Source organism: Oceanobacter mangrovi, assembly GCF_019740315.1.
In the GTDB taxonomy this organism is placed as follows: domain Bacteria; phylum Pseudomonadota; class Gammaproteobacteria; order Pseudomonadales; family Oceanobacteraceae; genus Oceanobacter; species Oceanobacter mangrovi.
In genome coordinates this window covers 262,860-285,289 of the sequence record NZ_JAHXZR010000002.1, presented here as the reverse complement: position 1 = coordinate 285,289, position 22,430 = coordinate 262,860, and the positions used below count along the sequence as shown (strand labels likewise).

Below are 22,430 nucleotides of genomic sequence, written 5' to 3'. Positions count from 1 at the left end.
CTGATCAGTCAGGATCACAGCAACAAATATTACTCGTCATCCTGAACTAACCGGGCCGCGCAGGTTAAGAATCCATACGGAGGTGAATTTTCTATCGCTATATGTGTTCCGACCTACCAGGCCCAGAGTTCACAGGCTCGCCCGGAATGACGTGATTTTCAGCGTTTCCTTCTTAACAAAAGATCAGGAGATTATCTGGATACCTCTATCTGGGAGTCCGGATTATTGAATCCACTACACTAATGCCTTGCAGATCAAGTGCGATGGCCCGATATTCACCAGCGACCGGTTCATTTTGGGTGGTTTCCAGTCCCCAGGACGGGCTCCAGTAACCCATTTCAGACAACAGTTCTGAGCCCATGCTAACCGCAGAAGAGGTCGCTACCACTTCATTGCCAACAGTAAATTCACCGACCATATTGATCAGATAACCCGGCAGGGTGTCTGGAATTGCGTTCGGATCTATCTCGCCACTTTCATCGGGTTTTGGCAGGTAACTGGCGATGGTTTCAGCATCGGCATCACTGGCCGGAGCAAAAGACAATGCCAGTTTTATACCGGCCAGCTCAACGGTCGGTTTGTTGATACTTAGCAGCGCACCTCCCATTTACCCATACAAGCTGGTACCCAATGTGTATTGGAATTTCCAGATTACCACTATCATGGCTGTCACGTTTTTTTGTGAACTTAAATTATTAGTTATCTGAGAACTTAATATCTGTTGAAAATGAGCAACTTAAGCTATTCAACGCCATAATCAAACCGTTCCCTATATGCATGCCAGAGGGCCTGTCATTTATAGAGGCTTCATATATAGCCACAAGCCAAATTTCAGTTGTTTCATTCTCAAAGGGTTTCAAGACTTCTATCAACCCTATGTGATCATTTAAAAAATCAATTAAAAAATCCTCCTCATATATATAATCATGAAAAACCTCATAATCATCAACCCCATCTATAGAAAAGTATTTTTTATCTGTCCTCCAGTATACAACATTTCCTTGCCGTACCGCCTTAACCGGGGATCGTAACTTTGGGGTAGCGGATTTTTGATAAAAAACATCTCCTTTCGGAACACCCTCCAATACCGAAAAACGGGCAGCATCGAAATTGCTGCCAAAAATTTCCAAATAGCAATAAACTAATTTAGGCATGACTATTTCCATCGTTCGAAAGTAACTTCCCACAATGCGTTCATTTGACCGCACTGTTTCGTTCTAAAAATAGCAATTGAACCATCTTTGCAAGCGCAAATATCATAACGAGAATTAGGTATCGCACCATAACTAGTTTTATAAGCATGGCCATCTTCAATTCCGGCCGCTTTCAACTGGAATGCAGATGCAAGACTACAATCCATTTTGCAGTCTTCACCTCCCGTTGGTTTAGCCGCATATGAAGATGATGCCCACAAAAGAAGACCTATTGCTACACCTGCTCCGCTACCAAGACTTAAAGCAGAAACAATCAGAGCAGCTAAAATAATAATTACTATGAATGAAATAATATTCAGCACAGTCTCACTACACTTGACCCAGCTAGCTACATAGTTAAGGCTAAAACCGACATAGTTAACAACTCCGTTTACTAAAGAGCCCGTTACACTTGAATTTTCTGTATACTGCGACCATCCTAATCGCTGTGAAATACTATTTTCAATTATCTCACCTCCATTCTCCCCACCACCGATCAAATACCCACCCGCTCCTGTCTCTGGGTCAAGTACGATATAGCCAACCTGGCTAGTCCCGTAAAAATTGACTGCGGTCTCATGAGCAGTAACTTCCTTACCCGCATAAACCGAGTTTTGAATATCGGTTTCAATATCATCCGGTAAATCAATCGCAGCCAATGCTGTAGAGAGGTTGGCCTGAGTAATAGTCCAGATTTTCTGGCCTTCTGACGCAGCAAGCTGGATTGCTTTGACAGCACTAATGCCATGCGCAGGGTTGTCTTCGGTTGATAACATCAATTCTGGCACCATGTGTTCCATCGCTGACATCCTTGCGCCGTTGGCTCGGTTATAAGCTTTCCAGCGTTCCTGATCGTTATTCCTCTCCACCACCTGGTGTTCAATATGGTCAACGTCCATTGTCAAGCCATCGATAACGACGTTGCGCGGTACACCAAACCAGTATTGCGGTTTGAGGTTGGTTTTGAACATGCCGTAACTTGGCGCTTTAAAGCTCACCATGCTTGCAGCACGGGCAGTCAATTCATCCTGCAGGTTATTCAGGGCAAAGTAGCTGAGAATGGTGCTATACAGCAGGTCGCCGACCAGCTGTTGTTTGCCAAGATCGGTGTAGTCTTCAGCCGTCAGTTTAGCCTGAGTGGTTTCCAGGTCGGTTTTTAACGCCGCTGCCTGAGTCTGGCTAATGCCTTGCAGATCGAGTGCGATGGCCCGGTATTCACCTGCAACCGGTTCATTTTCGGTGGTTTCCAGTCCCCAGGACGGGCTCCAGTAGCCCATTTCAGACAACAGTTCTGAGCCCATGCTAACCGCAGAAGAGGTTGCTACCACTTCGTTGCCAATACTGAATTCGCCGACCAAATTGATCAGATAACCCGGCAGGGTGTCTGGAATTGCATTCGGGTCTATCTCGCCATTTTCATCGGGCTCCGGCAGGTAACTGGCAATGGTTTCGGCATCGGCATCAGTGGCTGGCGCAAATGACAACGCCAGTTTTTTACCGGCCAGCTCAACGGTGGGCTTGTTGATGCTCAGCAGAGTACTGCCCATTTGCCCATACAAGCTGGTGCCCAATGTGTATTGGAATTTCCAGCGTTGACTATCGGTCAGTGACGAGGCGACCAGCTTGCGGGTCATCAGCTCATAAGGCAAAGAAGCCGCCAATGATTCCCTGACAACCGATTTGATATTGGTTGTTCCCAGTACATCCCCCACTGTGGCGTCCGGGTTCTGGTTTTCAATGTATTGCTGCAGCTGTGCCTGATAATCGGTCAGTGCCTGCTCAACATCGCTTTGTGGAACGTTCTGAATCCAGCCCTCGTCTTCGTTGATGGTAGTGTTCTGCTCAATAGTATCTGCCAGAGCCTGGGCATCGAATGGAACCTGTTCTTCCAGATTCATGCCTTCGGTGTACTCATACTGTTTGAAGCTGGCGTCCATCGGAATCCAGGTATCACCTGTGGAATGCTTGGCACCACGACTTGGCAGGTAGTCAATCCAGGCTTCGACCCAAACGTGTTCCAGTTTGTAATAGGCAATCTTTCCGCCAATTGTCTGAGCCGTGTTTGGAATCCCGCCCTGCCCCATCAAATGACCTGCGGATTCTGCGGCCTGAACATTACCCACCCAGTTCATTACCTTATCTGCAGGTATACGCACGGTGCCAAACGCGTAACGGGCAGGAATGTTGGCTGCACGTAACAAGGCAACCAGCAAACTGGCAGTATCGAATGCGTTACCCTTGCCGTGCTGCAGCGTGTATTCAGCCCCCTGAATAGAGCCATAGCTGGGTATAAATTCGATGTTATTGCGAACCCATTGATAGATCTCAACCGGGTCGTTATTCAGCGCTACGGCTTTGGCCTGAATGGTTTCTGTGATCTGAGCATCAAGCGTGGCATCCAGATCAGCCTGGGTTGGCCCGCCTGGATTACCTAGCATATCCGCCGTAATCACATTGGTTGCCAGCATCGGGCCTTGTTCAAACAATGGCAGCTGGTATCGCTGGCTCAACTGGTTGGCATCGTCTGCCGGAGCTGGCGTATCTTGCGGGTTTGGAATACGCCACGGCAATTTGTTTGGATCGAACGGATCTCTTGGTTTACGAGTTTGGTATTGCTCCAGCGTTTGCTGCAGCTCATCGATGTTTTCTTGTTGTTCCTGCAGCGATTGTTCCTGCGTGGCAGCCTGTAGCTGATTCTGTACCTGCTGATAACGGTCAAGTATTTTCTGCCGTTGTTGCAGCTGACGCTGAATAATCACATCGTCAACGCCTTTGGCCTTTAACTGTTCCAGCTCTGTGTCGAGGGATAATTCAACGTCAGATTTCAGACTGTTCAGGCGTTGGAGGTAACGTTTGCCGTCATCGTCAGCCAGGGCATCCTGCCCCAGCCCGATAGCATTCATTGCCCGGCTTATAAATCCACGCTCAGCGTTAACTTCATCCAGCACTTGCTGACGCTGTTGTTTGACGTGGTTTTTCAGGTTCCCCAATACCTGATGGAGGTTGCGATTCTCCTGATCCCAACGCATGTCTGCTTGCTGCTGTTTTTGCTGATCGAGCTCTACCGCAACGGCCCAGGATGGCCAGATAACGGCATTCAGGAACAACAGCAAAACCAACCGGGATAGCTGCCGTAACAGGCTGGAATCCCTGGTCGAATTATTTTCCAGCAAATCAATGTGCTGCACCGGAGTTCTGGTATCTACAGTATTCATAAGTGATATCCGTATCTGTCTTACTGAGCCAGTTGCTGGCCAATCCATTGAATGTGACGTTGAAGTTGCTGACGCGCAGCAACCACTGCGTCTTCATCAGCCTCGTCAACCTGCATCAAGTCATCTGCAATTTGCAGCAGGGAGGTTTCCGCCTGATACCACTTCTGTTTGGCAATCATGCTTTCAACCTTATCGAAAGTGCGCACCATCTTGCGATATTCCAGCCGATACCAGTAACTGGCAGCCAGGTTCTCGAGTAACACACGCGTATCCGCCATTGCCGGTGTTGGCAGCACGGCCAACTCAAGAACGGCCTGTTGCTGCTCTGTTTGTTGGTCACCATCAAGGGCGTAGGTATCTATGGTGATGGCTTGTGCCAAATCCGTATCATCCAGACGAACGTAGAGCCGTTCACGTTGGATCTGTTGTTCATCCATATGGAAGCGGCTGACCCAACTCCCTTGTTCATCGCTGAAAGAACCGTTTACAAGCAATTCGGAACCGACAGGAAGTGATAGCGTACTGACAACATCTACCGCACCACGACGGTTTTGCCATTCGACCCACACAGGTTGCACTGCGCCGGAGTGAATAAAGGTATTCGATGGGCTAACCTCAGCCAGTGCACTGGTCAACAGCTTGCTGTACTGCCCATCTGCGCCATCGGTGTAAGCCTGTCGCAGCAGATCAAAGCCGAACAGCAAACTTCCTCCCGCACCGTACTGGTAACCTGTGATTGCAGCGCGTTGGTGATGGTGAGTGTGACCGTTGCCATGAGCCTGACCATTTCTGTTGACTTGAGCATTTCCGTGACTTGATCCGTGCTCATCTTCATGATCGTGTCGCTGGTAACAATGGTTTTCGTCCGTATCCCCGGCAAATACGGCCAACGTGTCGGCAGCGTTTACTTTCAGTGTATTAAGAGCCGTATCCACTGGCAGCACACCAGACCAGGCTTCACTGAGATCCGAAGCCAATACATCGATTGAGGTAGCTCTGGTTCCATGTCCCAGAGTACTGCTACCCAGTGCTGGCTCCAGCCAATAGTTACGATGTCCAAAGCCATTGGCTACGACTAACCCCTTACCCGCAAAAACAGCTTCTCGCAGTTCCTTGAGGATGGTTTTCGGCAATTGCACACGATTGGCCAGTAACAGGTAACTGCTGTAATCACCCAGTCGGTGTTGCAGTGCAAAATCATCTGCAGTATGAACCAGCGTAATCTCCCAGCCGGAGTCGGTCAGCAGCTGATAGAGCCACTGGTTCTGCTGCTCCAGATTGACATCTGAGACCTGATTCATGCGCACACGACTGTCATCTGCCCGAACCATGGTCCAGTCAAGCAGTTGTAAGCCATCATCAATCACGCTGGTATCAAAAGAGCGATCACAGTGAGTCGCCAGCGACCATTGTTGCTCGGAAGCAGCAGGCTGGCCTTTACCGTGACTTTTTCCTGAGACGGTCAGGATGTAGCCATCAGCAAGCAACTCTGAGCTTAGATTAACCAACAAGCGACCATCCGGACCTACCTGAGCGCTCAGATCTGCTTGCTGTTCATCTTCATGAGAACTGTGGCGAGAGTTCGCTCGACCGTATCCATTGGCATAGACAGTGCTGCTACGGACAAGACCACCAGCTACGTCTACCAACTCCACTTCCCAACCGCTTTGTACCGCCAGCTCATTGTTAAGAGTCAGTGCGAAATCAATGCTTTCCAGACCTTTGCAAACCGGCTCTGCATCTGTCAGTACCAGCACACGGCCACGTTCACCAGTTGCCAAACCAACATCGATAGCGGGCGTCTGAATTTCGAAGTTATCTGATGCAAGGACCTGCCAGCTGTCACCATTTTTTACTTCCAGAATGCAGGAGTAGCCGCCGTATGGTTTGCCCTCTGCTTCAATATCCAGAGTCCAATTCGTTTCAGTTCCGGCGCCGATATCCCCGCTTGCTTCATCACGACTGATTACCAGCTGACTATCGAGCTGAACCAACGTGGTAGCATATTCCAGTCCACCAGCGTCATCTGAGCCACGATTACTAATCTGGAACTGACACTGGGTAGTGCCGGTATGATAAATACGATCATCTGCCGCAGTTACCAGGCCAACCAACGCCTGAATTGCATCAACCTCAACCCTGAAAGTCGTCATAGCAGACGTCACAGCCTGACCATCTTCATCCAGGGCTTTCCAACTGACCTGATAGTCACCACTAACCGCATCGTCCAGCTGTAAGTAAAAGCTGTAGCGATGCACCGCAGCAGGAGCAATAGAATTCAGGGTTTTCTGTTCTGTCAGCAGTACCTGTCCATCCGGCGCACGGACTTTGAGTTCTAGGTTGGTAAGACCGACCGTGGAATTACTGGCCATATTCTGCAAACCGGCAGTGATATCCACCTTGTCCCATGGGCTATAAGTCGGTTGCTGTGTATAGACAGAGGAATCCAGATCAATCAGGTCGTCTGAATCGGTAACCACCAGAAATGGGGCTTCTGCCTGACGTAATACCTCATCACTGGCATTCAGTAACTGCGCCTGCACACGATAAGAGCCGGTTGCAATATTGCCCAGATCAAAAGGCGTGTCATCCACCAGCAAAGTACTATTCACAATAACACTGACGGTTTGATCTGCTACTACCGCCACCAACGCATCTTCAGAATCAAGGATTCGAATAACCAAACGAGCACTGTCGTCCATATCACCCAGGTTTTGAACAGGAGTCTGAATAGCAACGGTTTCGCCAGCACGGTAACGGATCTTGTCGGTAGCCGTCGCAAGGTTGAGCATCGACGGCGCCACAGTCACGGCCCGGGTACCCAGTGAAATAACTACCGGATTGCCATTTACATCCGCATAACTGAGTACCAGGTCGTGCAATACCAGACGGGTCTCCCCAGGCACTGGATCACGCATGATCAGGTCGTACATCAGGGTGTCTGTCTGATCTGCCGGGAACTGGTCGTATTGCCATTCCACTTCGGTACGATCACCCAGATCCTCAATTCGAACCGGCGTTTTATTGAAAGAATCCTGCACCAGCTCCAGCTGGTTATTACTGAAGGTACTGACCACACTGACGGTGCTCAGATACGGCTTGCTGAAGAAAACTATCGGCACACTGGTCGTGTTACCAGCACCATCCAGTACATTCAATGTACCCGACGCAGGCTGACTGGCATCTATGCGGGAAATTACAAAGTTGGCGGCGGTGCTACCGGGAACAAAGCGGTCTGTTTCCAGCAACAGGTTGTCTGAATCATCAGATAATTCAATCCGAAAGACCCCTTGATCCCGATCCAAAACACCATTGCCATTCAGATCTTCACCGTCATCCAGCAAACCGTTGTTGTTAAGGTCTTCGGAGCGACGATCAATAACACCGTTGGCATTCAGATCTTCGCCGACATCCAGTGATTTATTAGCGTTGGCATCTTCACTGTCAGTGGCATACCCCACGATGTAATCACCGATCAATTCCAGACGCACACCCGGGGCGTAGACGTCACCACGAGGATTGATCATGTCGAACGACATGCCACCCGGATAACCGTAGGAGTCAGCAGAGCCGAAGCCATATACATAGATACCAAATGCTTCTGAAGCAACCAGGTTGTGGGCGCCATCAGCTACTGGTATTTGGGCACCTAAATACCCGCTATCTCCAATCACCTCAAATAATGACTCATTTACCAATTCACCATCCAGAAACATACCTGAAATAGCAGAGGCAGGTGCAACAACGTTCACAAAGCTATTTTTAAAACCAACGCTGGCACCCAGTGAAATAAAATTATAATGATCTAAAAACTGCTCTGATGGTGGTATCAACATCATAAATGGATCAGATGTTACATGATCAAAATTCTGACCTGGAGAATATTGCGCCAAATAAGCAGGTTTAGTAGTTTCTATCTGAGATTTTTGGGTCAGAATCATCTCATAAAAATCGCCACGATTAATTATACTTTCAAGCTCTCCATCGATATATATTTCAGTAGCATTTTCACTAGCAATAACTCGAAATACATCCCCTCGTTTCCTGGTCGCAAGGGGAACTGTTAAAAATGAGCGCCCCAAGGTAGATACCGGCTGCAACATTTCAACAATATGATCACAGGCCGCATATCCTACGGGAATATAGACACACTTTACCGCTCCCTGAACCGACACAGGAGCAGTCGATTTCAGCTCACTACCCGTTAAATCATTGGTAGACGATCCTGAAACCAGATAACTTTGCCCTGAATTAAGAGTAACTGTATACGAATCTCCAGCTTTGTGAGAAGTTGTGGCAACTTTTGTTGTGATGGTAACCTCTGTACCATCATACACACCAGTCACCAACATCTGGGACGGCATTCCACCAATGCCCGTATAGCTAACATTCAGGTACTCCATACCAAGCGTATCAACTGGCAGTACCAGAAAAGCATCGGTCGTATGTGGATATTGGTTTAATGCATAAATACTTATATCGGAATCACTAACAACCCGAATACCCTTTTCCTGCACAGAGCCGGTAACTGAAACCTGTGCACCAACAGGCAGTTTCACTTCATGGATAGTATCAGCCTCAATATTAAAGGCTTCAACAAAACCCAACCCCTGAATCTCAACAGTTCCCGCTGCTGATGTTTCTGACGATATAAACAGACTTAAATTACCGCTATTCGTGTAGTTGGGAGGAAAAGCAAACATGAATTCCTTGCCGCGACTATCAACAGCAGCACTGGCCACAGACACAGTGGCCGCCAGCATCAGCGACAACAAAAGTCGTATAAAAATTGTCATTTCTGCTCCACTCCTTGCAGCAAAATTTCAACGTTGAGTGTGCGGTCACTGCCGGGCAGGACGGTTTCAGGCGTCAGCTCCTGGCTGACTTCAATCCGGGTTGCAGGGGCAACCACAATCCAGTCTGAGCTGATCTCAATCGCCACACCGGGCACCAGGGCCTGAAGTAAATAACGCCCGGAAGATTCAAACGTTAACGAGTCACTGCTCAACACCATGGTTTTACTGGTATCATCGGACAACAGTTCAACCACCGCCGAGCCACTCAATACCACCTGGTCATCGGCATTCAGGAGCTGGTAATCCAGATCAAAACTGGCATCCACATTACCGGCGTAGCGGAAAGTTGCCGCCAGCTCGACCACTTCATCTGCACCAACCCGTGAAATTCGCGGATTCACCAGCAGGGTTACCCCCAGTAACTCGCGGGTTTCTTCAATAGAGAATGAGGTTTGTTTTTGCGCCACAATCTGTCCAGTCATGGCATCGTAGGCAGAAATAACCAGAGCATATTGCCCTGGCGCGGAGGTTCCGCTAAACCACTGACCAGTAACCGTTACCGGGCTCCCCGGAACCAGGCTGACAGGTTCTGGCGAACCAGCAGCATCACTATCCAGACCAATCTGCAGCTGCTGCACTGACTGCTGTTGTGCATCGAATACTTCAGCCATCAGTGACACCCGCCGGGCAACAACAGAATTGTTGTCCAGCACCACTGACATTGGCACATCGGTATAAGCCGCGTATATATCACTATCGGTGCTCAAATCGGTGATTTCGATTCCGCCAGCGGAATAGCTATTCAGAGCTATCTGCAATAGCTGGGTACCGTGCTCTGCCAAACTCAACTGCTGAATATTCGACAGATAACCGGTTGCCTGAACCAGTATTTCCATATATCGGAACGCCAGATCAGTAGCGGAGAAGCTGCCCTGGGCATCAGTTCGCAGTTCAATAACCTGTGGATCCTGCTCCAGCACCACAGGATCCGTTTCTTGCGGGTCAGGCTGCGGGGTAATGGTAAGCAGAGCATTCGACAACGGTTCGCCAGTCACCGCATCCAGCACAAGACCATTAATAGTAGTGGTTTCTGCCGTTTGCTCAGGTTGCAGACGAATATCGCCCAGGCTCAACGTTCCTGATTGCAAGGCGGCACTACTGCCCTGCATCGACTGATAACCGTCGGCACTGACATCAAGCTGGATATTTCCCTGAGGTAAACCGGCCAGAGTGAATCCATCAGCATTCGTTTCTGTAGAATATGCGCCGTCATTCACCAAGATAAGCGCGCCAATCAATACTTCACCGGTAACGTCATCCAATACCCGACCAGTTAGAGTAACCAAATCTTTCTCGGGGTCCTGCTCCAAGAAAATAGTCCCAATATTTACAGTACCGGCCTGCAAAGCGGAGCTACTACCCTGTATTGATTGATAGCCATCCGCGCTGACAGTCAGGTTGATGTTTCCCAGAGGCAAACCTGAAAGGCTAAACCCACTGGCAGTCATTTCAGTTGAAAACGCCCCGTCATTTACCGACACAAGAGCACCGATCAGCACTTCTCCTGAATCCTTGTCCAATACCTGACCCGTGATTGAAACCATTTGATCAATTTCTTTCTGTAGCACGGGAGATAAAGTCAAAGAAGCCCCAGCAACGAGTGTGACGCTGACAGATGCATCAATGAAACCATCAGCAGATACCGAGATAGACACATCACCTGGCGTAACCGTCGTCGAGAAGGAACCATCCGCCGCCGTCAATACAGCAGCGGAACCAGATACAGAAACCTGTGCATTGGCAATCGGGCTACCACCTTCAGCAGCCGTTACAATTCCAGTGATACTTGCAACGCCCAGTGGCTCGGAATCCGCTGTCATCAGCATATCCCCCAACGACACCACGCCAGCTTTGTCGACCAGAACGGTGGCTTTGGCATCATGGTAACCGTCGGCAATAAACGTCAGCAGAATCTGACCGACCGGCACATCAGCGATTGCGAACAAACCATCTGTCACAAACTGGGCAGTACCGTTATTCACAGAAACGCTGGCAACCGGGATCAGGTCACCACTGCCTGAATCCACCAGACGGCCTTGCAACGTTACCAATTGCGGGGTGCCATCGAGCAAAGACAAAAGTGGAGAAAAACGCAACTCGCGACCGGCGTGTAACGTTGCTGAGCCTGTCAGCAACTGATAGCCACTCAATGTTACTGACAAAGTAATATCCCCTGGCGCCATCACGATGCGGTAATCACCGTTGCTATCGGTAACCGCAGTAACACTGGTGTCACCAACAACCTGAACCGAAACTCCCGCCAAGGGAGCACCATCTTCTGCTGAGCTGATGCGACCACTGACTACACCGGTATCCGGCAATGCTGTCAGTTCAATGGTACCGACATCCATCAACTGGGCTTCGTTGATCGAACCACTCTGGCTGCTGCTAAAATAACCAGCCAGTGAGTAGGCAATATCAAAGCTGCCCGGGGTGACATTATTCAGAACAAAGCGGCCATCGGTATCTGTTAAAACACTGTCCGCCTCACTACCGAGTGCGACACTCGCTCCAACAGCCGGTTGCCCCTGAGCCAGAATCCGCCCCTTGATCACTGATGCAAGAGGATCAGTTACTGAATCGATATTCTGGAAGAAATACAGCGTTTGGAGAGCCAGTGCCGTGGTGTAAGTATCCTGCCCCCAGGAGCCATCAGATGCCTGAGCCGTCAACAATTCCTCCATAGCAGCCTGAGATAGGGTGGTATCAGCAGTGTATGGGATCACCGCAGTCAGCATCAGCGCGGTTTGCCAGGAGGAGGAGCTATTCTGTAAACGGGACAACAGGAACTGCTGCAACAACCGCACGTTACTAGCGATATCGGCTTTCATCAGATAGGGAGCATAGGCAGTCATCACCCGTGCAGTCAGGGCATCCGAGAGATTGTCAGTATTGCCCTTGAACTGATAGCTGCCATCAACATTCTGTGCAGCTGTCAGATAAGCCAACGCAGAAAGAATCGAAGACATATGGTCTTCTGGCTGTTCAGCCAACGCTAACAAAGCATAGAGGGTATCGTAGCTATTACTGTCAAAATCAGCTTCACTACCAAAGCCACCATCCGGATTTTGTCGCTCCAACAGGAGCTGCAAATCATCAGCAATACTGTTATTCAAAGCAGCATTGAGCTGAATCCGTAGTGACAAAAACTCGGTTTCTGCTGCGTCCAGGCTTCCCAGAAACGCGATCAGAGTATCGGTGTTTAGTTCAGAAACCTGATCAACCAGAGCCAGTGCCTTTACAACCTCCGCACTGACCTGCCAATCACTCGCCAGCGTACTGGAGGAGAATTGCCCTCCCGCTTGCTGCTGTTGCAACAGCCACGACGTAGCCTTATCGATTTGCTCTGATGCTGCAAAGGCCCATGCGGGCAGCATAGCGATCAGCAGAACAAATACACGTGTCCATGTGCTCATTCCCACTCTCCCTGAATTATTGCCGTTCTGAATTACAACCGGCATAAGCGCGGAAAGAGTATGGAAATGCCGACTCTACACAACAAAATTCCTTACACTTTTATGAAAAATGAGACATGGCATGCAAAAATATTATTTAATCAATCATGGAAACATCAAATCCTCTCAATTAAATATGCATAAATACATTTCTATATTATTTGCGCTAGCCTGAAAAACCACCCCAAGTCTAACTAGCGATATGCCCAAGTACTCACAGAGGCTCCAATGAGCCAGGCTCTAGCAGGCTGTTGATTTTTGTTTTCGAGGCAGTCGATGCAAGGAAAAAAACAGGAGAAAAGAGGGAGTTTATGCGTGGTCAATGACCGATTTGAGCCTGTTTTTAACACTGCAGAGGCGATGCAGATAGAAAATCAACGGCCTGCTAGACAGAATAAAAACTTCCCCGCGTTGCCACGGACAATTGCAGAAAATATCTGTGCGACTATTCATTCCATAGTTGTAGGCCGTATCGCCAATCCAGTTGCCGTTAAGGCACTTGCACCTTATCCCTGATCTAACATTGACATGGCCCAGACCACTACCAACTATATGTGTAAGAAGATTGTCACCATCCACAAAGGGATACTTGTTCTATCGCGGCATTGACGAGGTTCAGACACGCTCCACCATTGCCTGCTGAAACATCAGTGTGAAAAACATTGCCATAGACAAGAAGGTTCTGAAGAACGCTCATGCTTTGGCCAGCGGGCGGAAGATTACAGGCACTGTGACTTTTTCTTCCGCTCAATCAGGAACAAAGATACCGTTCGCCTTCAACCAGCCAACATCCAGCTGCCATTGCACTGCAGATACATGTTCAGCTCCCAGTACCAGTGCGCGAGCGTAGCTTTGGTGATCGGCCAGCTGCTGCTGGGCTTGCTGATAACGGGGATCGCTGATCGACACATTAGCCAGTTCAGGATTAATCGCCGAGATCATCTCAGGTACAGAAACTGCTGCCGAACGGGGGGAGCTCATCACTGCAGTGCCGTTTTCAACGCGAATCACATGAAAATGATAAGGGTATTCAGACAGGTAAGAATCTTGTGCCAACAGGTCATTGAGGCTGCGAACGTCACCGGGTTGATAGAGCCATTTGAACAACACCAGAATCACCAGCATGGCCACAAATACACTATAGAACTGCATGCCACGACTCATACTGCACTCCTGACGGAAATTGGATGCGCGGCAGATTACACCATCAGTGCGGCAATTTCCCGGCGCCGCAGCAAGGCAACACCGGATTCTGGCCAGATTGCTCAGCCCAGTTTTTCTTTCAGCGCCTTCAGTTCCTTGAAGCGAGCGATGTAGGCCGGGAACAGGTTGTCCTTGTAGTAAGCCAGGCCCGCCAGAGTGGCAACATCAACGCCGTATTCAGCCGCAAAGTGGCTGATCAGACCTTCAGAATCACTGCTGAATTCACCGGGTGCCAGTTCCATGGTGGGGAAGCTGGCCGTGGCACCGGTTTTTCCCTGCAGCAGCTGATGGTAATGATTCATTTCCGCTTCGTCGTCGCCCTTGATACGGATAATTTCGACCTTGTCCATCAAGCCGGCTTCCGCCAGAAACATCACCAGCTTGAAGCAGAAAGGACAGGAGTCCTTCAGGTAGGCTACCGGTTTGAAATCAGCAGGCATGAGTTTTCCTCGTTTGTTATCGGTTATGAGGCCACAAGCATCGCGTGCCTGAGCGCAAACTCAAAGCCTGGTTCGGAACAAGACTGTTCATCAACAGCGACAGCCCCCGTCATTCACCGGCTCTGATGCCGTTCACCGGGTGAAACGCTGCTTTTCCGGGCTCCCAAACAGATCTGTGAGCACACCGGCTGATTCAGCACCTGACTTTCCCTGACCGCCAGTACTTCCAACGGCGGTCTACCAGAGACTGACTAGACTTTCACTATCAGGTTGGCCGTCGAGTCATATCATGCCCTTCAGCAGTACCGAGCTTTTTTATGCCCAGCTGCAGCCATTCCGTCGCTTTGCCCGCTTTACGGAGCTGGAGCACTATCAGCAGCTCCCAGATGACTGGTGGGTCGCAGTCAGTGACATTCAAGGCTCTACCGGCATCATAGAAGAAGGCCGCTATCAGGATGTCAATGCAGTCAGCGCCGCCACTATCGCTTCTGTACTCAACGCCTGCCACAGCATTGAAATTCCCTATGTCTTTGGCGGCGACGGCATGGCCGCTTGCGTACCAGACAGTTGCCAGCAAGCGACAGCCCACGCCCTGATGGCCAGCGCCCGCATGGCAGATGAGCAATTCGGCTTGTTATTACGCATCGGTATGGTGCCGATCAGTGAGCTGAAGCGCTGTCAGCAAGACTTGCTGGTCGCCCGTTTCCAACCGACCGAACACTTCCAGCAAGCCATGTTTAGTGGCAGTGGCCTGGCCTATGCCGAAAGTCAGATCAAACGCCCTGGACCGCCCTCGCCCTGGCTACTCGATTTTCGCAGTGCGGCCCCCCAGCAGCTTGATGACGTATCCTTCCGCGGCTTTGAATGCCGCTGGCACAAGGTCAAGCGTCCTGAACGGGAAACGGTAGCCCTGCTGGTGCAGGCTATTGGTATTTCCAACGCAGCAACCGCGCAGATCTACGCCGATCTACAGCAGCAACTCCAGCGGATCTATGGCGACAGCCAGCAACACCATCCACTCAGCCGCGACAACCTGCAGTTGGTCGCCTCCCCTTGGGCGCTGGCAACAGAAGCCCGCATCCACACTGGCCAACAGGGCCGTTGGCGACGCTGGAACTATCAGCTGCGTGCCTGGTTACGCACGCTGGCAGGTAAATACCTGATCAACCGTGGCCAACAGCGTCATACGGACTGGGGACAATACCCGGATCGTCTGATCAATAATTCCGATTATCGCAAGTGTGATGAGGTATTCCGCATTGTGCTGTCCGGCGACCGCCAACAACGTCAGCAACTGACCGGCTGGCTGGAGCCACAACACAAGGCTGGCCGGCTGTGTTATGGACTGCACTGCTCGGATGGCGCACTGGTCACCTGTCTGGTTTCAGATTACCAGCACAATCATGTGCATTTTCTGGATGGAGCCAATGGAGGCTATAGTCTGGCGGCCCGGCAGCTGAAGCAGCAGCTGGCTGGTTTGCAGTTCAACTCAGATTGAATCGCAGGATTGGCGGCAGAACATCCACCAATCCAGATCATCAGGTCATTACGTTATTTTTTGGTCTCGTCATCACCGTCGAGATCAAACTCACCCCAGTCGTCATCATCGTCAACGTTGCTGAGGTCGGTATCAGCGCCGTCCGAGGCCATCGGATCAACATTACGGTCGCTGGCGACGGTATCCGGCCCTTCCGGTTCGTCTGCAGCCGTTTCGACATCAGCTGAATCCAGCACCTGTTCTTCACCTTCAGACATAAAGGCCTCGAAGTCGTCCATGTTCTGTATATTCTGGGCGAGGGTTTTTTCATCCAGCTGATCAGCAGCCACTCCTGCCGCGGTTGCGGCGCCAGTACCGCCAGCAGCCCCGGAGGCTTTGCGTTTACGCAAGAACCAGAAACCGGCACCAGCAGCGATTACCAAGACCACACCACTGCCGACCAAAATCCACAGAAGCACACCTGATTCCTGATCATCGGCGGCAACGACAGGCTTGCTGGGTTCTTGTTTAGCCGGTTCAGGTTTAGCAGCCGCTTCGCTGGCAGGCTCCACTGGTTTGGCTGGTGCTGCTGGCGGCTCTGGCTGGGCAGCTGCGGATTCTGGTTCCGGCGGGTTCACGGCAGCTGCCACGGCAATATTGGGTACTGTTGGACTGGCTGCTGCTGCGGCTTTCGATGCCAGGTCGAGACCCATCGTGTCATCCGTGAGCGGGAAGTCGATGTTGATTTCCTGCGGATGACTGCGGAACGTTTTGCCACTGGTCGTAACGCCACGAATGTTCACTTCCAGCACATAACGACCGTCGCCCTGGCTGGCGGTCGCTTCAAAACGCCAGCTGTTATCTTGTGGGTCCGGATCCATAGGTACGATTTTGGAGCTGCCGTCCGGAAAAACCGTGCGCACCAGTACCCGACTCATGGCGGAGTCGATCATGTCGGACTGCGGCACGACATGGACCACGACTTTCTGGTCGTCGATGCGCTCCTCGCTGCTGATATTGAAGGGTTCAGCCAGATTGGACGTCAGGCTTTGTTGACGCGAAAAAGTACGCCCCTGTGCCAGCACTTCAAACCGATATTGACCCGGTTGAGTAAAGCGCTCAAAAGTTTCCCGGAACAGGCCATCAGCTGGCAGCTTTTCCGGATCAGAAATCAGTTTGCTGGCGGTTTTACCGTCTGGCGTAGTGACCGTCAGGGTAAAGTCGGTCAGACCCAGAATGTGTGGCTCTTTTACCACCTTGCCTTCGTTGGTCAGCGCCAGTGCCAGATCCAGCGGATCACCACTGAACAGTGTGGCGGCAATGCCATCGACCTGCAGTTTCAGGTCGGAAAGAATACGCACACGATTTTCCGGATCGATATCGGCATCCAGCTGCCACTCGCCCGCTTCCGGCCGACTGATGGTGATCAGGTCGAAGTTAAAATCCCGGTGCCAACGCATGGTGCGATCGGCCAGTTCAAACTGATATCCCTTACCCGATGGTGAAACCAGGCGGGTTTGGCGCGCGCCGGGCTTACGAAATACCAGCACAGTAAATTCGCGCACGCTGGCATCGATATTGAAACGGTTGTCAGACAGAGGCACCTGATCAGCGGGTGCTGAGCGGTCAAAAGCTTGCAGGAATGCGCGGCCCAGCTCTTCAGCATTGTCGGCTTTCAGATACAGGCCATTGGTTTCCAGTGCGATTTGCTGCAGCAGCTCAAGGTCGGCAGCGTCGGATAACGCCAGCGTATGAATTTTTGCACCCGCAGCCTGATAGGCTGGCAGCACTTCTTCCAGCAAGCGTTTGCGGGAAGCCTGATTGGCAGCGGTTTGTGGGCCGCCGGGGGCAACGTCGATCTTGCCATCTGTCAGCAAGATCACGCTTTGGCGATAGCCTGAATCAGCACTGATTTTCCAGCGCGCCTTATCCAGCGCGTCGGTAAGGTTGGTACGTTGGCCAGCCGAGTTGATTTGCAGTCCGGCTTCGCGGGCCTTCGCCCGCCAGGCACCGTTCACTTCTGACAGCGGCACCAGCATGTTGACGTATTTGCCGAAGGTCCAGACACCGGCCTGCGAACCTTGCGGCAATAACTCCACCACCAGATTGAGTGCTGGAACCCGAAGATTGCCAGGGTCGGTCTCTTTCATGCTGCCGGATATATCGATAATCAACCGCACATCGACCGGGCGATCGTCCGCCGCTCTGGCCGTAAACGGCAGCAGCAGGGACAGCACCAACAACAGGGACATCAGCCCCCGAGTACCCAAACCTTGCGTGTTTTTCAGCATTCTCCAGCTCCTGGATCACTCGCTATCTCAACCTGGCGGGCTGTTTCTGAAAATGAAAACAGCCCAGCTGTTGTTACAGGTTGGCTTCCAGTACGCGGCGTCCTTTTTCAGTGATGTGCCAGCGCACGCCACTCTTGCTGCTGACCTTGCCTGCCAGACTACGGGTAACCAGTACGTGCAGGGTTTTCAGGGCAGTAGACTCTTCCTGATTGGCTTCACGGCATACGCCCGCCAGCGAACGGAAAATGAATCGACCGTTAGACAGCACTTTGAGAATTTCTGTTGAAGTCACATCGAGATCCTGTTGCAGATCGTATTCTTCAGCATCTTCGACCAGGCCGTCCTGTTCAGTCTCTGTATCGACCAGCGGCAGGATTTCTTTCTGCATCGTGATCAAATTATGATGAACTTCATCAGAACGCTGCTTGGCGACCTTGGCTTCGGTAAGAATCCGGTCGGACAGGTTGTCGATAAAGAAACGGCTGATCAGTGCCGAAATCAGACAGAAGCCGGTAAAGATCAGCAGGCGCGACGGGTCGCCCTGACTTTCCAGTACCAATTCACTGTTGACCATGTCGAGTACTACCGGCACCAGGAACGAAGCACCCACCCCCACCACCAGGAATCGGGGCAAACTGGCTGCATCCGGGTCCTTATCGCCATACAGGTAATAGTTCACCAGCCCACCAAAGATGCCTGCTAACAGCATCACGGTTGCCAGAATAAAAATATGATTCGCCATTTTGCTACCTCGTCAATATCAGATCACGGCCTTCCGTGTGCTGACAAAGCGCCCCGGGCAGTGCCGATTAAAGCTACAAACCGGGCTCCGAAGAAAATAGTCAGGCGGTGCAGTTTATTTACACACCGCCAACTTTGTTGGAGACCCTATGTAAACGTAGCAAAGATCTTTGTTAAGGCCAGAAACCAGACGAAAAGAAACAGAACAGAGTACATTGGCACCCTGTTACTGTTGGGGAAAGGTCAAAAAATCAACTATTTTGGAGCGTAATCAACGTCTTCCGGTTCAGCTGGCTTGTTTGCCTGCATCCGGACAATCATCCGTACCAGAGCGTAAAGGACGCCCACCAGCAAACCGGCCAGCCACCATTGCACGGTATTGGCAAGGTTTTCAGGTTCACCATTGAGAGCTGCAAAAGCCACCACCATAAAGGCCGGAGCGTAATCACTGCTGCCAACGGTCAGTGGCGCCGGGGTTAACAGCAACACCGGGCCAAGCACGACCAGTAGATCGCGCAGCAGGCTTGCCTTGCGTAAAAAGAAAAACATGGCGCGCCAGCACAGGCTGCCAATCAGGGCAGCCACCACATAGGCAGTCCAGGCCAGTTGGGGGTCGAAAAATGTATCCATATCAGGCTTTCCAGATTATGTGATCTTCCCACTCATCTTCCGGCACCTTGTCGTCCGGCACACCGGCGTTGGCAATCGAAATGCCTGCCTTATGGACCGAATCCGGGTCACCACTGATCAGCGGGTGCCAGTCAAACAGCGGATAACCTTCGGCCAGCAAACGATAGGCGCAGGTTTCCGGCAACCAGTGAAATTCACTGGCCTGCTCCGGCGTCAGCCAGACACAGTTGGGCACTTTCTTCTGACGTTCCAGATACACAGTACAGCGACAGTTATCCCGCTGCATGTAGCGGCAATGAATGTCGGTGTAATACACCTCGTCAGTGTCGTCATCCTGCAACTTGTGCAAACAGCAACGACCACAACCGTCACAGAGTGATTCCCACTCTTCACGGCTCATTTCGGCGAGGGTTTTACGCTGCCAGAAGAAAGCTTGTTGACTCATGCGTTGTCGTCATCCCGCTTGCAGAACAAATCCGGCAAACCGGTCTCTTCTTTCGGTGGTGGCATTTGCAGGAAGAAGCCCTGGTTATCAATGGCTTCCAGAATCTGGGCACCGGTGTATCGGGCCAGCTGCTTGTCGGCGGTGATGATCAGCGTCATCGCCAGCTGCGGCTTGCCGAACATTTCCAGCAGGGCTTCAGGGATTTTCTCCAGGCCGCCCTGACGGGAAACATAAATGTAGGCTTCATCTTTCTTGCGACTTTTATACACGTCGCAAAGTACTTTACTCATATTTCGTTCCTGCGGCTTCAGCCGCTGACTGGCGACTACCCGCTGGCAGCAGTCAGCCGATGCTGAAGTTAGTTGGATTCGTTAAGCATTTGCAGCAAGGCGCTGCCTATTTCAGCCAGTCGCCAGCCCTGCATGGACTCAGGCAACTGGTAACGACTGTTAGGCCAGCCCGACCGTAACAGGGCTTCCAGTGGCTTTTTGCGGGCCAGAATTTCAGGCGGAATATTAAGCGCTTCCGCCCGCTCTGCAACCATTTGCTTGATGTTCTTGAGAAGCTGACCAGCATCCGGCGGCAGCGGTTTGTCGAGTATTGTCGGCCAAAGTTCACGTTCATCTTGCTGGGCTTGCTCGACAATTTGCAGCAACAGCGGACCATCGTGACGAATAATGTCCTTGCGAACCCCGGCCTTGGCCAGCTGATCCTTGTTTTTCGGCTTGTAGCGGGCCAGATTCCACAGACTGTTGTCATCCACCAGCTTGCTGCGCGGCACATCGCGCAGGCGGGCTTCCGCTTCACGCCAGACTACCAGCCGCTGCAGAATATGCTGTTCCTGCGGGCGCAGTTTCCAGGCCAGCTTGACGCGCTGATAGTAGTTGCCCGGCACTTCGACTTCGGACAGCTCATCAATGATGCGGGCGCAATCTTCCTGCAGCCATTCGAGCCGCTGCAAATTCTGCAACTGCTGCTCCAGCATCGGATAAATCTGGTGTAGGTAGTGGACATCGGCGACAGCGTACTGGATCTGTTCATCGGTTAATGGCCGCGCCAGCCAGTTGGATCGGGTTTCTTCCTTGTCGATCTCGATGTCCAGCAAGGCCATGATCAGTTTCTGGAACCCCAGTGAGCTACCCAGCCCGGCCATCGCTGCAGCCAGCTGGGAATCCGCCAGCGGCGACGGCAACACGCCGGTCAGCTGGCGGCAGACTTCAAGGTCTTCGGCGCAGGCATGGAATACCTTGGTAACGCCCGAGTGCTGCAATACCGCCGCAAAGGCCGACCAGTCATCAATCACCAATGGATCAATCAGATAACACTGCTGGTCGTCGGCAACCTGTAACAGACCGGCTTGCGGAAAAAAGGTGGTGGTGCGAACGAATTCGGTATCCATCGCCAGAAACGGCTGCTGCAGCCAGCCTTCACAGGCGGAGGCGAGTTGCTCGTTGCTGGTCAGCCACACCGGTGACGGAACATTGGGCTTAGTCAAAAAAATCTCCTGTCGCGAGCCACCTGCCCTGGCAGGACTCAGCTGTTGGCCGTCAGGTAGCGGGGCTGCACAACTCGAATTCGATAGCGTATCCGGCAGCCAACCGCTGCAGGTAGTACCCGGTCGTTTTACCTTCAACCGAATCTTCCAGACAGGCCAGCAAGCGCCTGGGGCGAGTTTGCGTTATTTCAAAGCGGCTTTTGAGTCCATCCAGCCCAAGCTGTTGTGGACCAATACCATCAACCGGTGACAACAAACCGTGCAACACAAAATACTGGTCATTGTCATCGATCTGGCCATTGGCCAGCAGGGTTTCATACCAGTCTGGCTGCTGCAGTACCACTACCCTGTCATTCGGGGCTTGTGGCCCGGCACACCAGTGCTGCTGACACAAACTGCATTCGTTGTTGTTGCTGAAATGCCTGCAAACCGGACACAAACCAATCTGCTCGTGTAACTGGCTGAGGCTTTCCAGCAAGCGTGTTTGCAAGGCTGGCGTTAGCGCCAGCTTGCGGGCCAACCTGTCGGCGGCCAATGGACCAATACCCGGCAAATCATCGAGTGCCCTGGCCAGCTGCTGCAGCGGCGCAGGTATCAGTCCGCGAGCCATCAGAATGGCATTTTGAAGCCAGGTGGCAGGCCCATGCCGGAAGTCAGCTTGGACATTTGCTCCTGGTTTGTAGCTTCGATCTTGCGCACTGCGTCGTTTACCGCCGCTGCCAGCAAATCTTCCAGCATGTCTTTTTCTTCTTCCATCAAGGAATCATCGATGGCAACACGCTTGACGTCGTGACGACCATTCATCACCACCTTCACCAGGCCAGCACCGGCTTCACCAGTCACTTCTGCTTCTGCCAGTTCAGCCTGTGCTTTCTGCATCTGCTCTTGCATCTTCTGGGCCTGCTTCATCAGGTTGCCCATTCCACCTTTGATCATAGTGTTCTCCTCTGTGGCGCCAGCCTGGCGCCGTCTGTCTGCTATGCCCGCGA

At 51.5% G+C, this 22,430-nt stretch carries 17 protein-coding genes; 2 read left to right on the top strand and 15 right to left on the bottom strand.

The features are described from left to right. Positions 1-205: 205 nt before the first annotated feature. From K6123_RS05310 to K6123_RS05290, 5 genes are all read right to left on the bottom strand, one after another. On the bottom strand, positions 206-607 hold the full coding sequence (locus tag K6123_RS05310) for a hypothetical protein (RefSeq protein WP_221794889.1): 402 nt from the start codon (positions 605-607) through the stop codon (positions 206-208). An 88-nt stretch (positions 608-695) separates the two neighbouring features. After that, positions 696-1,154: a hypothetical protein gene (locus K6123_RS05305; RefSeq protein ID WP_221794887.1), complete on the bottom strand. Its 459-nt coding sequence runs from the start codon at positions 1,152-1,154 to the stop codon at positions 696-698. A 2-nt stretch (positions 1,155-1,156) separates the two neighbouring features. Continuing rightward, positions 1,157-4,222, bottom strand: a complete 3,066-nt coding sequence (locus K6123_RS05300) for a transglutaminase-like domain-containing protein (protein ID WP_246624632.1) — start codon at positions 4,220-4,222, stop codon at positions 1,157-1,159. 206 nt (positions 4,223-4,428) lie between these two features. After that, positions 4,429-9,204 (bottom strand): IgGFc-binding protein, encoded by a 4,776-nt coding sequence (locus K6123_RS05295; protein WP_221794883.1) that lies wholly within the window; start codon positions 9,202-9,204, stop codon positions 4,429-4,431. Next, positions 9,201-12,680, bottom strand: a complete 3,480-nt coding sequence (locus tag K6123_RS05290; protein ID WP_221794881.1) for a carboxypeptidase regulatory-like domain-containing protein — start codon at positions 12,678-12,680, stop codon at positions 9,201-9,203. The genes K6123_RS05295 and K6123_RS05290 overlap by 4 nt, the downstream gene beginning before the upstream one ends. 315 nt (positions 12,681-12,995) lie before the next feature. Between K6123_RS05290 and K6123_RS05285 the strand changes: the two genes are divergently transcribed. Next, positions 12,996-13,235 carry a hypothetical protein gene (locus K6123_RS05285; RefSeq protein ID WP_221794879.1) on the top strand — a complete coding sequence of 80 codons (240 nt, stop codon included), beginning with the start codon at positions 12,996-12,998 and terminating at the stop codon, positions 13,233-13,235. A 231-nt stretch (positions 13,236-13,466) separates the two neighbouring features. Here the strand turns inward: K6123_RS05285 and K6123_RS05280 are convergent, their stop codons facing one another. After that, positions 13,467-13,883: a hypothetical protein gene (locus K6123_RS05280; RefSeq protein WP_221794877.1), complete on the bottom strand. Its 417-nt coding sequence runs from the start codon at positions 13,881-13,883 to the stop codon at positions 13,467-13,469. 101 nt (positions 13,884-13,984) lie between these two features. Continuing rightward, positions 13,985-14,362 carry a hypothetical protein gene (locus K6123_RS05275; RefSeq protein ID WP_221794875.1) on the bottom strand — a complete coding sequence of 126 codons (378 nt, stop codon included), beginning with the start codon at positions 14,360-14,362 and terminating at the stop codon, positions 13,985-13,987. Positions 14,363-14,651: 289 nt separating this feature from the next. Between K6123_RS05275 and K6123_RS05270 the strand changes: the two genes are divergently transcribed. Further along, entirely contained in the window at positions 14,652-15,860 is a 1,209-nt protein-coding gene (locus K6123_RS05270; protein WP_221794872.1) for a DUF3095 domain-containing protein, read from the top strand. A gap of 53 nt (positions 15,861-15,913) precedes the next feature. On the opposite strand, the gene K6123_RS05265 is transcribed toward K6123_RS05270, so the two are convergent. The 8 genes from K6123_RS05265 to K6123_RS05230 all read right to left on the bottom strand — a co-directional run bounded on the left by K6123_RS05265 (position 15,914) and on the right by K6123_RS05230 (position 22,377). Beyond that, positions 15,914-18,130: a vWA domain-containing protein gene (locus K6123_RS05265; RefSeq protein WP_221794871.1), complete on the bottom strand. Its 2,217-nt coding sequence runs from the start codon at positions 18,128-18,130 to the stop codon at positions 15,914-15,916. 73 nt (positions 18,131-18,203) lie between these two features. Next, on the bottom strand, positions 18,204-18,872 hold the full coding sequence (locus K6123_RS05260; RefSeq protein WP_221794869.1) for a YEATS-associated helix-containing protein: 669 nt from the start codon (positions 18,870-18,872) through the stop codon (positions 18,204-18,206). A 254-nt stretch (positions 18,873-19,126) separates the two neighbouring features. Then, positions 19,127-19,501 (bottom strand): hypothetical protein, encoded by a 375-nt coding sequence (locus tag K6123_RS05255; RefSeq protein WP_221794867.1) that lies wholly within the window; start codon positions 19,499-19,501, stop codon positions 19,127-19,129. Between the two features lies 1 nt (position 19,502). After that, positions 19,503-19,946 carry a YcgN family cysteine cluster protein gene (locus tag K6123_RS05250; protein ID WP_221794865.1) on the bottom strand — a complete coding sequence of 148 codons (444 nt, stop codon included), beginning with the start codon at positions 19,944-19,946 and terminating at the stop codon, positions 19,503-19,505. Continuing rightward, entirely contained in the window at positions 19,943-20,236 is a 294-nt protein-coding gene (locus tag K6123_RS05245) for a YcgL domain-containing protein (protein WP_221794863.1), read from the bottom strand. The genes K6123_RS05250 and K6123_RS05245 overlap by 4 nt, the downstream gene beginning before the upstream one ends. Before the next feature lie 68 nt (positions 20,237-20,304). Then, on the bottom strand, positions 20,305-21,441 hold the full coding sequence (rnd, locus tag K6123_RS05240) for a ribonuclease D (protein ID WP_221794861.1): 1,137 nt from the start codon (positions 21,439-21,441) through the stop codon (positions 20,305-20,307). Positions 21,442-21,493: 52 nt separating this feature from the next. Further along, on the bottom strand, positions 21,494-22,051 hold the full coding sequence (locus K6123_RS05235) for a hypothetical protein (RefSeq protein ID WP_221794859.1): 558 nt from the start codon (positions 22,049-22,051) through the stop codon (positions 21,494-21,496). After that, a complete protein-coding gene (locus tag K6123_RS05230) occupies positions 22,051-22,377 on the bottom strand; it encodes a YbaB/EbfC family nucleoid-associated protein (RefSeq protein WP_221794858.1) in 327 nt (108 codons plus the stop codon). Before K6123_RS05230 ends, K6123_RS05235 begins: the two co-directional genes overlap by 1 nt. Between the last annotated feature and the right edge of the window lie 53 nt (positions 22,378-22,430).

What these genes read in the sequence shown, in the direction of transcription:
- K6123_RS05310 (WP_221794889.1), bottom strand. Translation starts at nt 607, where the DNA reads ATGGGAGGTGCGCTGCTAAGTATCAACAAACCGACCGTTGAGCTGGCC.
- K6123_RS05305 (WP_221794887.1), bottom strand. Translation starts at nt 1,154, where the DNA reads ATGCCTAAATTAGTTTATTGCTATTTGGAAATTTTTGGCAGCAATTTC.
- K6123_RS05300 (WP_246624632.1), bottom strand. Translation starts at nt 4,222, where the DNA reads ATGCGTTGGGATCAGGAGAATCGCAACCTCCATCAGGTATTGGGGAAC.
- K6123_RS05295 (WP_221794883.1), bottom strand. Translation starts at nt 9,204, where the DNA reads ATGACAATTTTTATACGACTTTTGTTGTCGCTGATGCTGGCGGCCACT.
- K6123_RS05290 (WP_221794881.1), bottom strand. Translation starts at nt 12,680, where the DNA reads ATGAGCACATGGACACGTGTATTTGTTCTGCTGATCGCTATGCTGCCC.
- K6123_RS05285 (WP_221794879.1), top strand. Translation starts at nt 12,996, where the DNA reads ATGCAAGGAAAAAAACAGGAGAAAAGAGGGAGTTTATGCGTGGTCAAT.
- K6123_RS05280 (WP_221794877.1), bottom strand. Translation starts at nt 13,883, where the DNA reads ATGAGTCGTGGCATGCAGTTCTATAGTGTATTTGTGGCCATGCTGGTG.
- K6123_RS05275 (WP_221794875.1), bottom strand. Translation starts at nt 14,362, where the DNA reads ATGCCTGCTGATTTCAAACCGGTAGCCTACCTGAAGGACTCCTGTCCT.
- K6123_RS05270 (WP_221794872.1), top strand. Translation starts at nt 14,652, where the DNA reads ATGCCCTTCAGCAGTACCGAGCTTTTTTATGCCCAGCTGCAGCCATTC.
- K6123_RS05265 (WP_221794871.1), bottom strand. Translation starts at nt 18,130, where the DNA reads ATGCTGAAAAACACGCAAGGTTTGGGTACTCGGGGGCTGATGTCCCTG.
- K6123_RS05260 (WP_221794869.1), bottom strand. Translation starts at nt 18,872, where the DNA reads ATGGCGAATCATATTTTTATTCTGGCAACCGTGATGCTGTTAGCAGGC.
- K6123_RS05255 (WP_221794867.1), bottom strand. Translation starts at nt 19,501, where the DNA reads ATGGATACATTTTTCGACCCCCAACTGGCCTGGACTGCCTATGTGGTG.
- K6123_RS05250 (WP_221794865.1), bottom strand. Translation starts at nt 19,946, where the DNA reads ATGAGTCAACAAGCTTTCTTCTGGCAGCGTAAAACCCTCGCCGAAATG.
- K6123_RS05245 (WP_221794863.1), bottom strand. Translation starts at nt 20,236, where the DNA reads ATGAGTAAAGTACTTTGCGACGTGTATAAAAGTCGCAAGAAAGATGAA.
- K6123_RS05235 (WP_221794859.1), bottom strand. Translation starts at nt 22,051, where the DNA reads ATGGCTCGCGGACTGATACCTGCGCCGCTGCAGCAGCTGGCCAGGGCA.
- K6123_RS05230 (WP_221794858.1), bottom strand. Translation starts at nt 22,377, where the DNA reads ATGATCAAAGGTGGAATGGGCAACCTGATGAAGCAGGCCCAGAAGATG.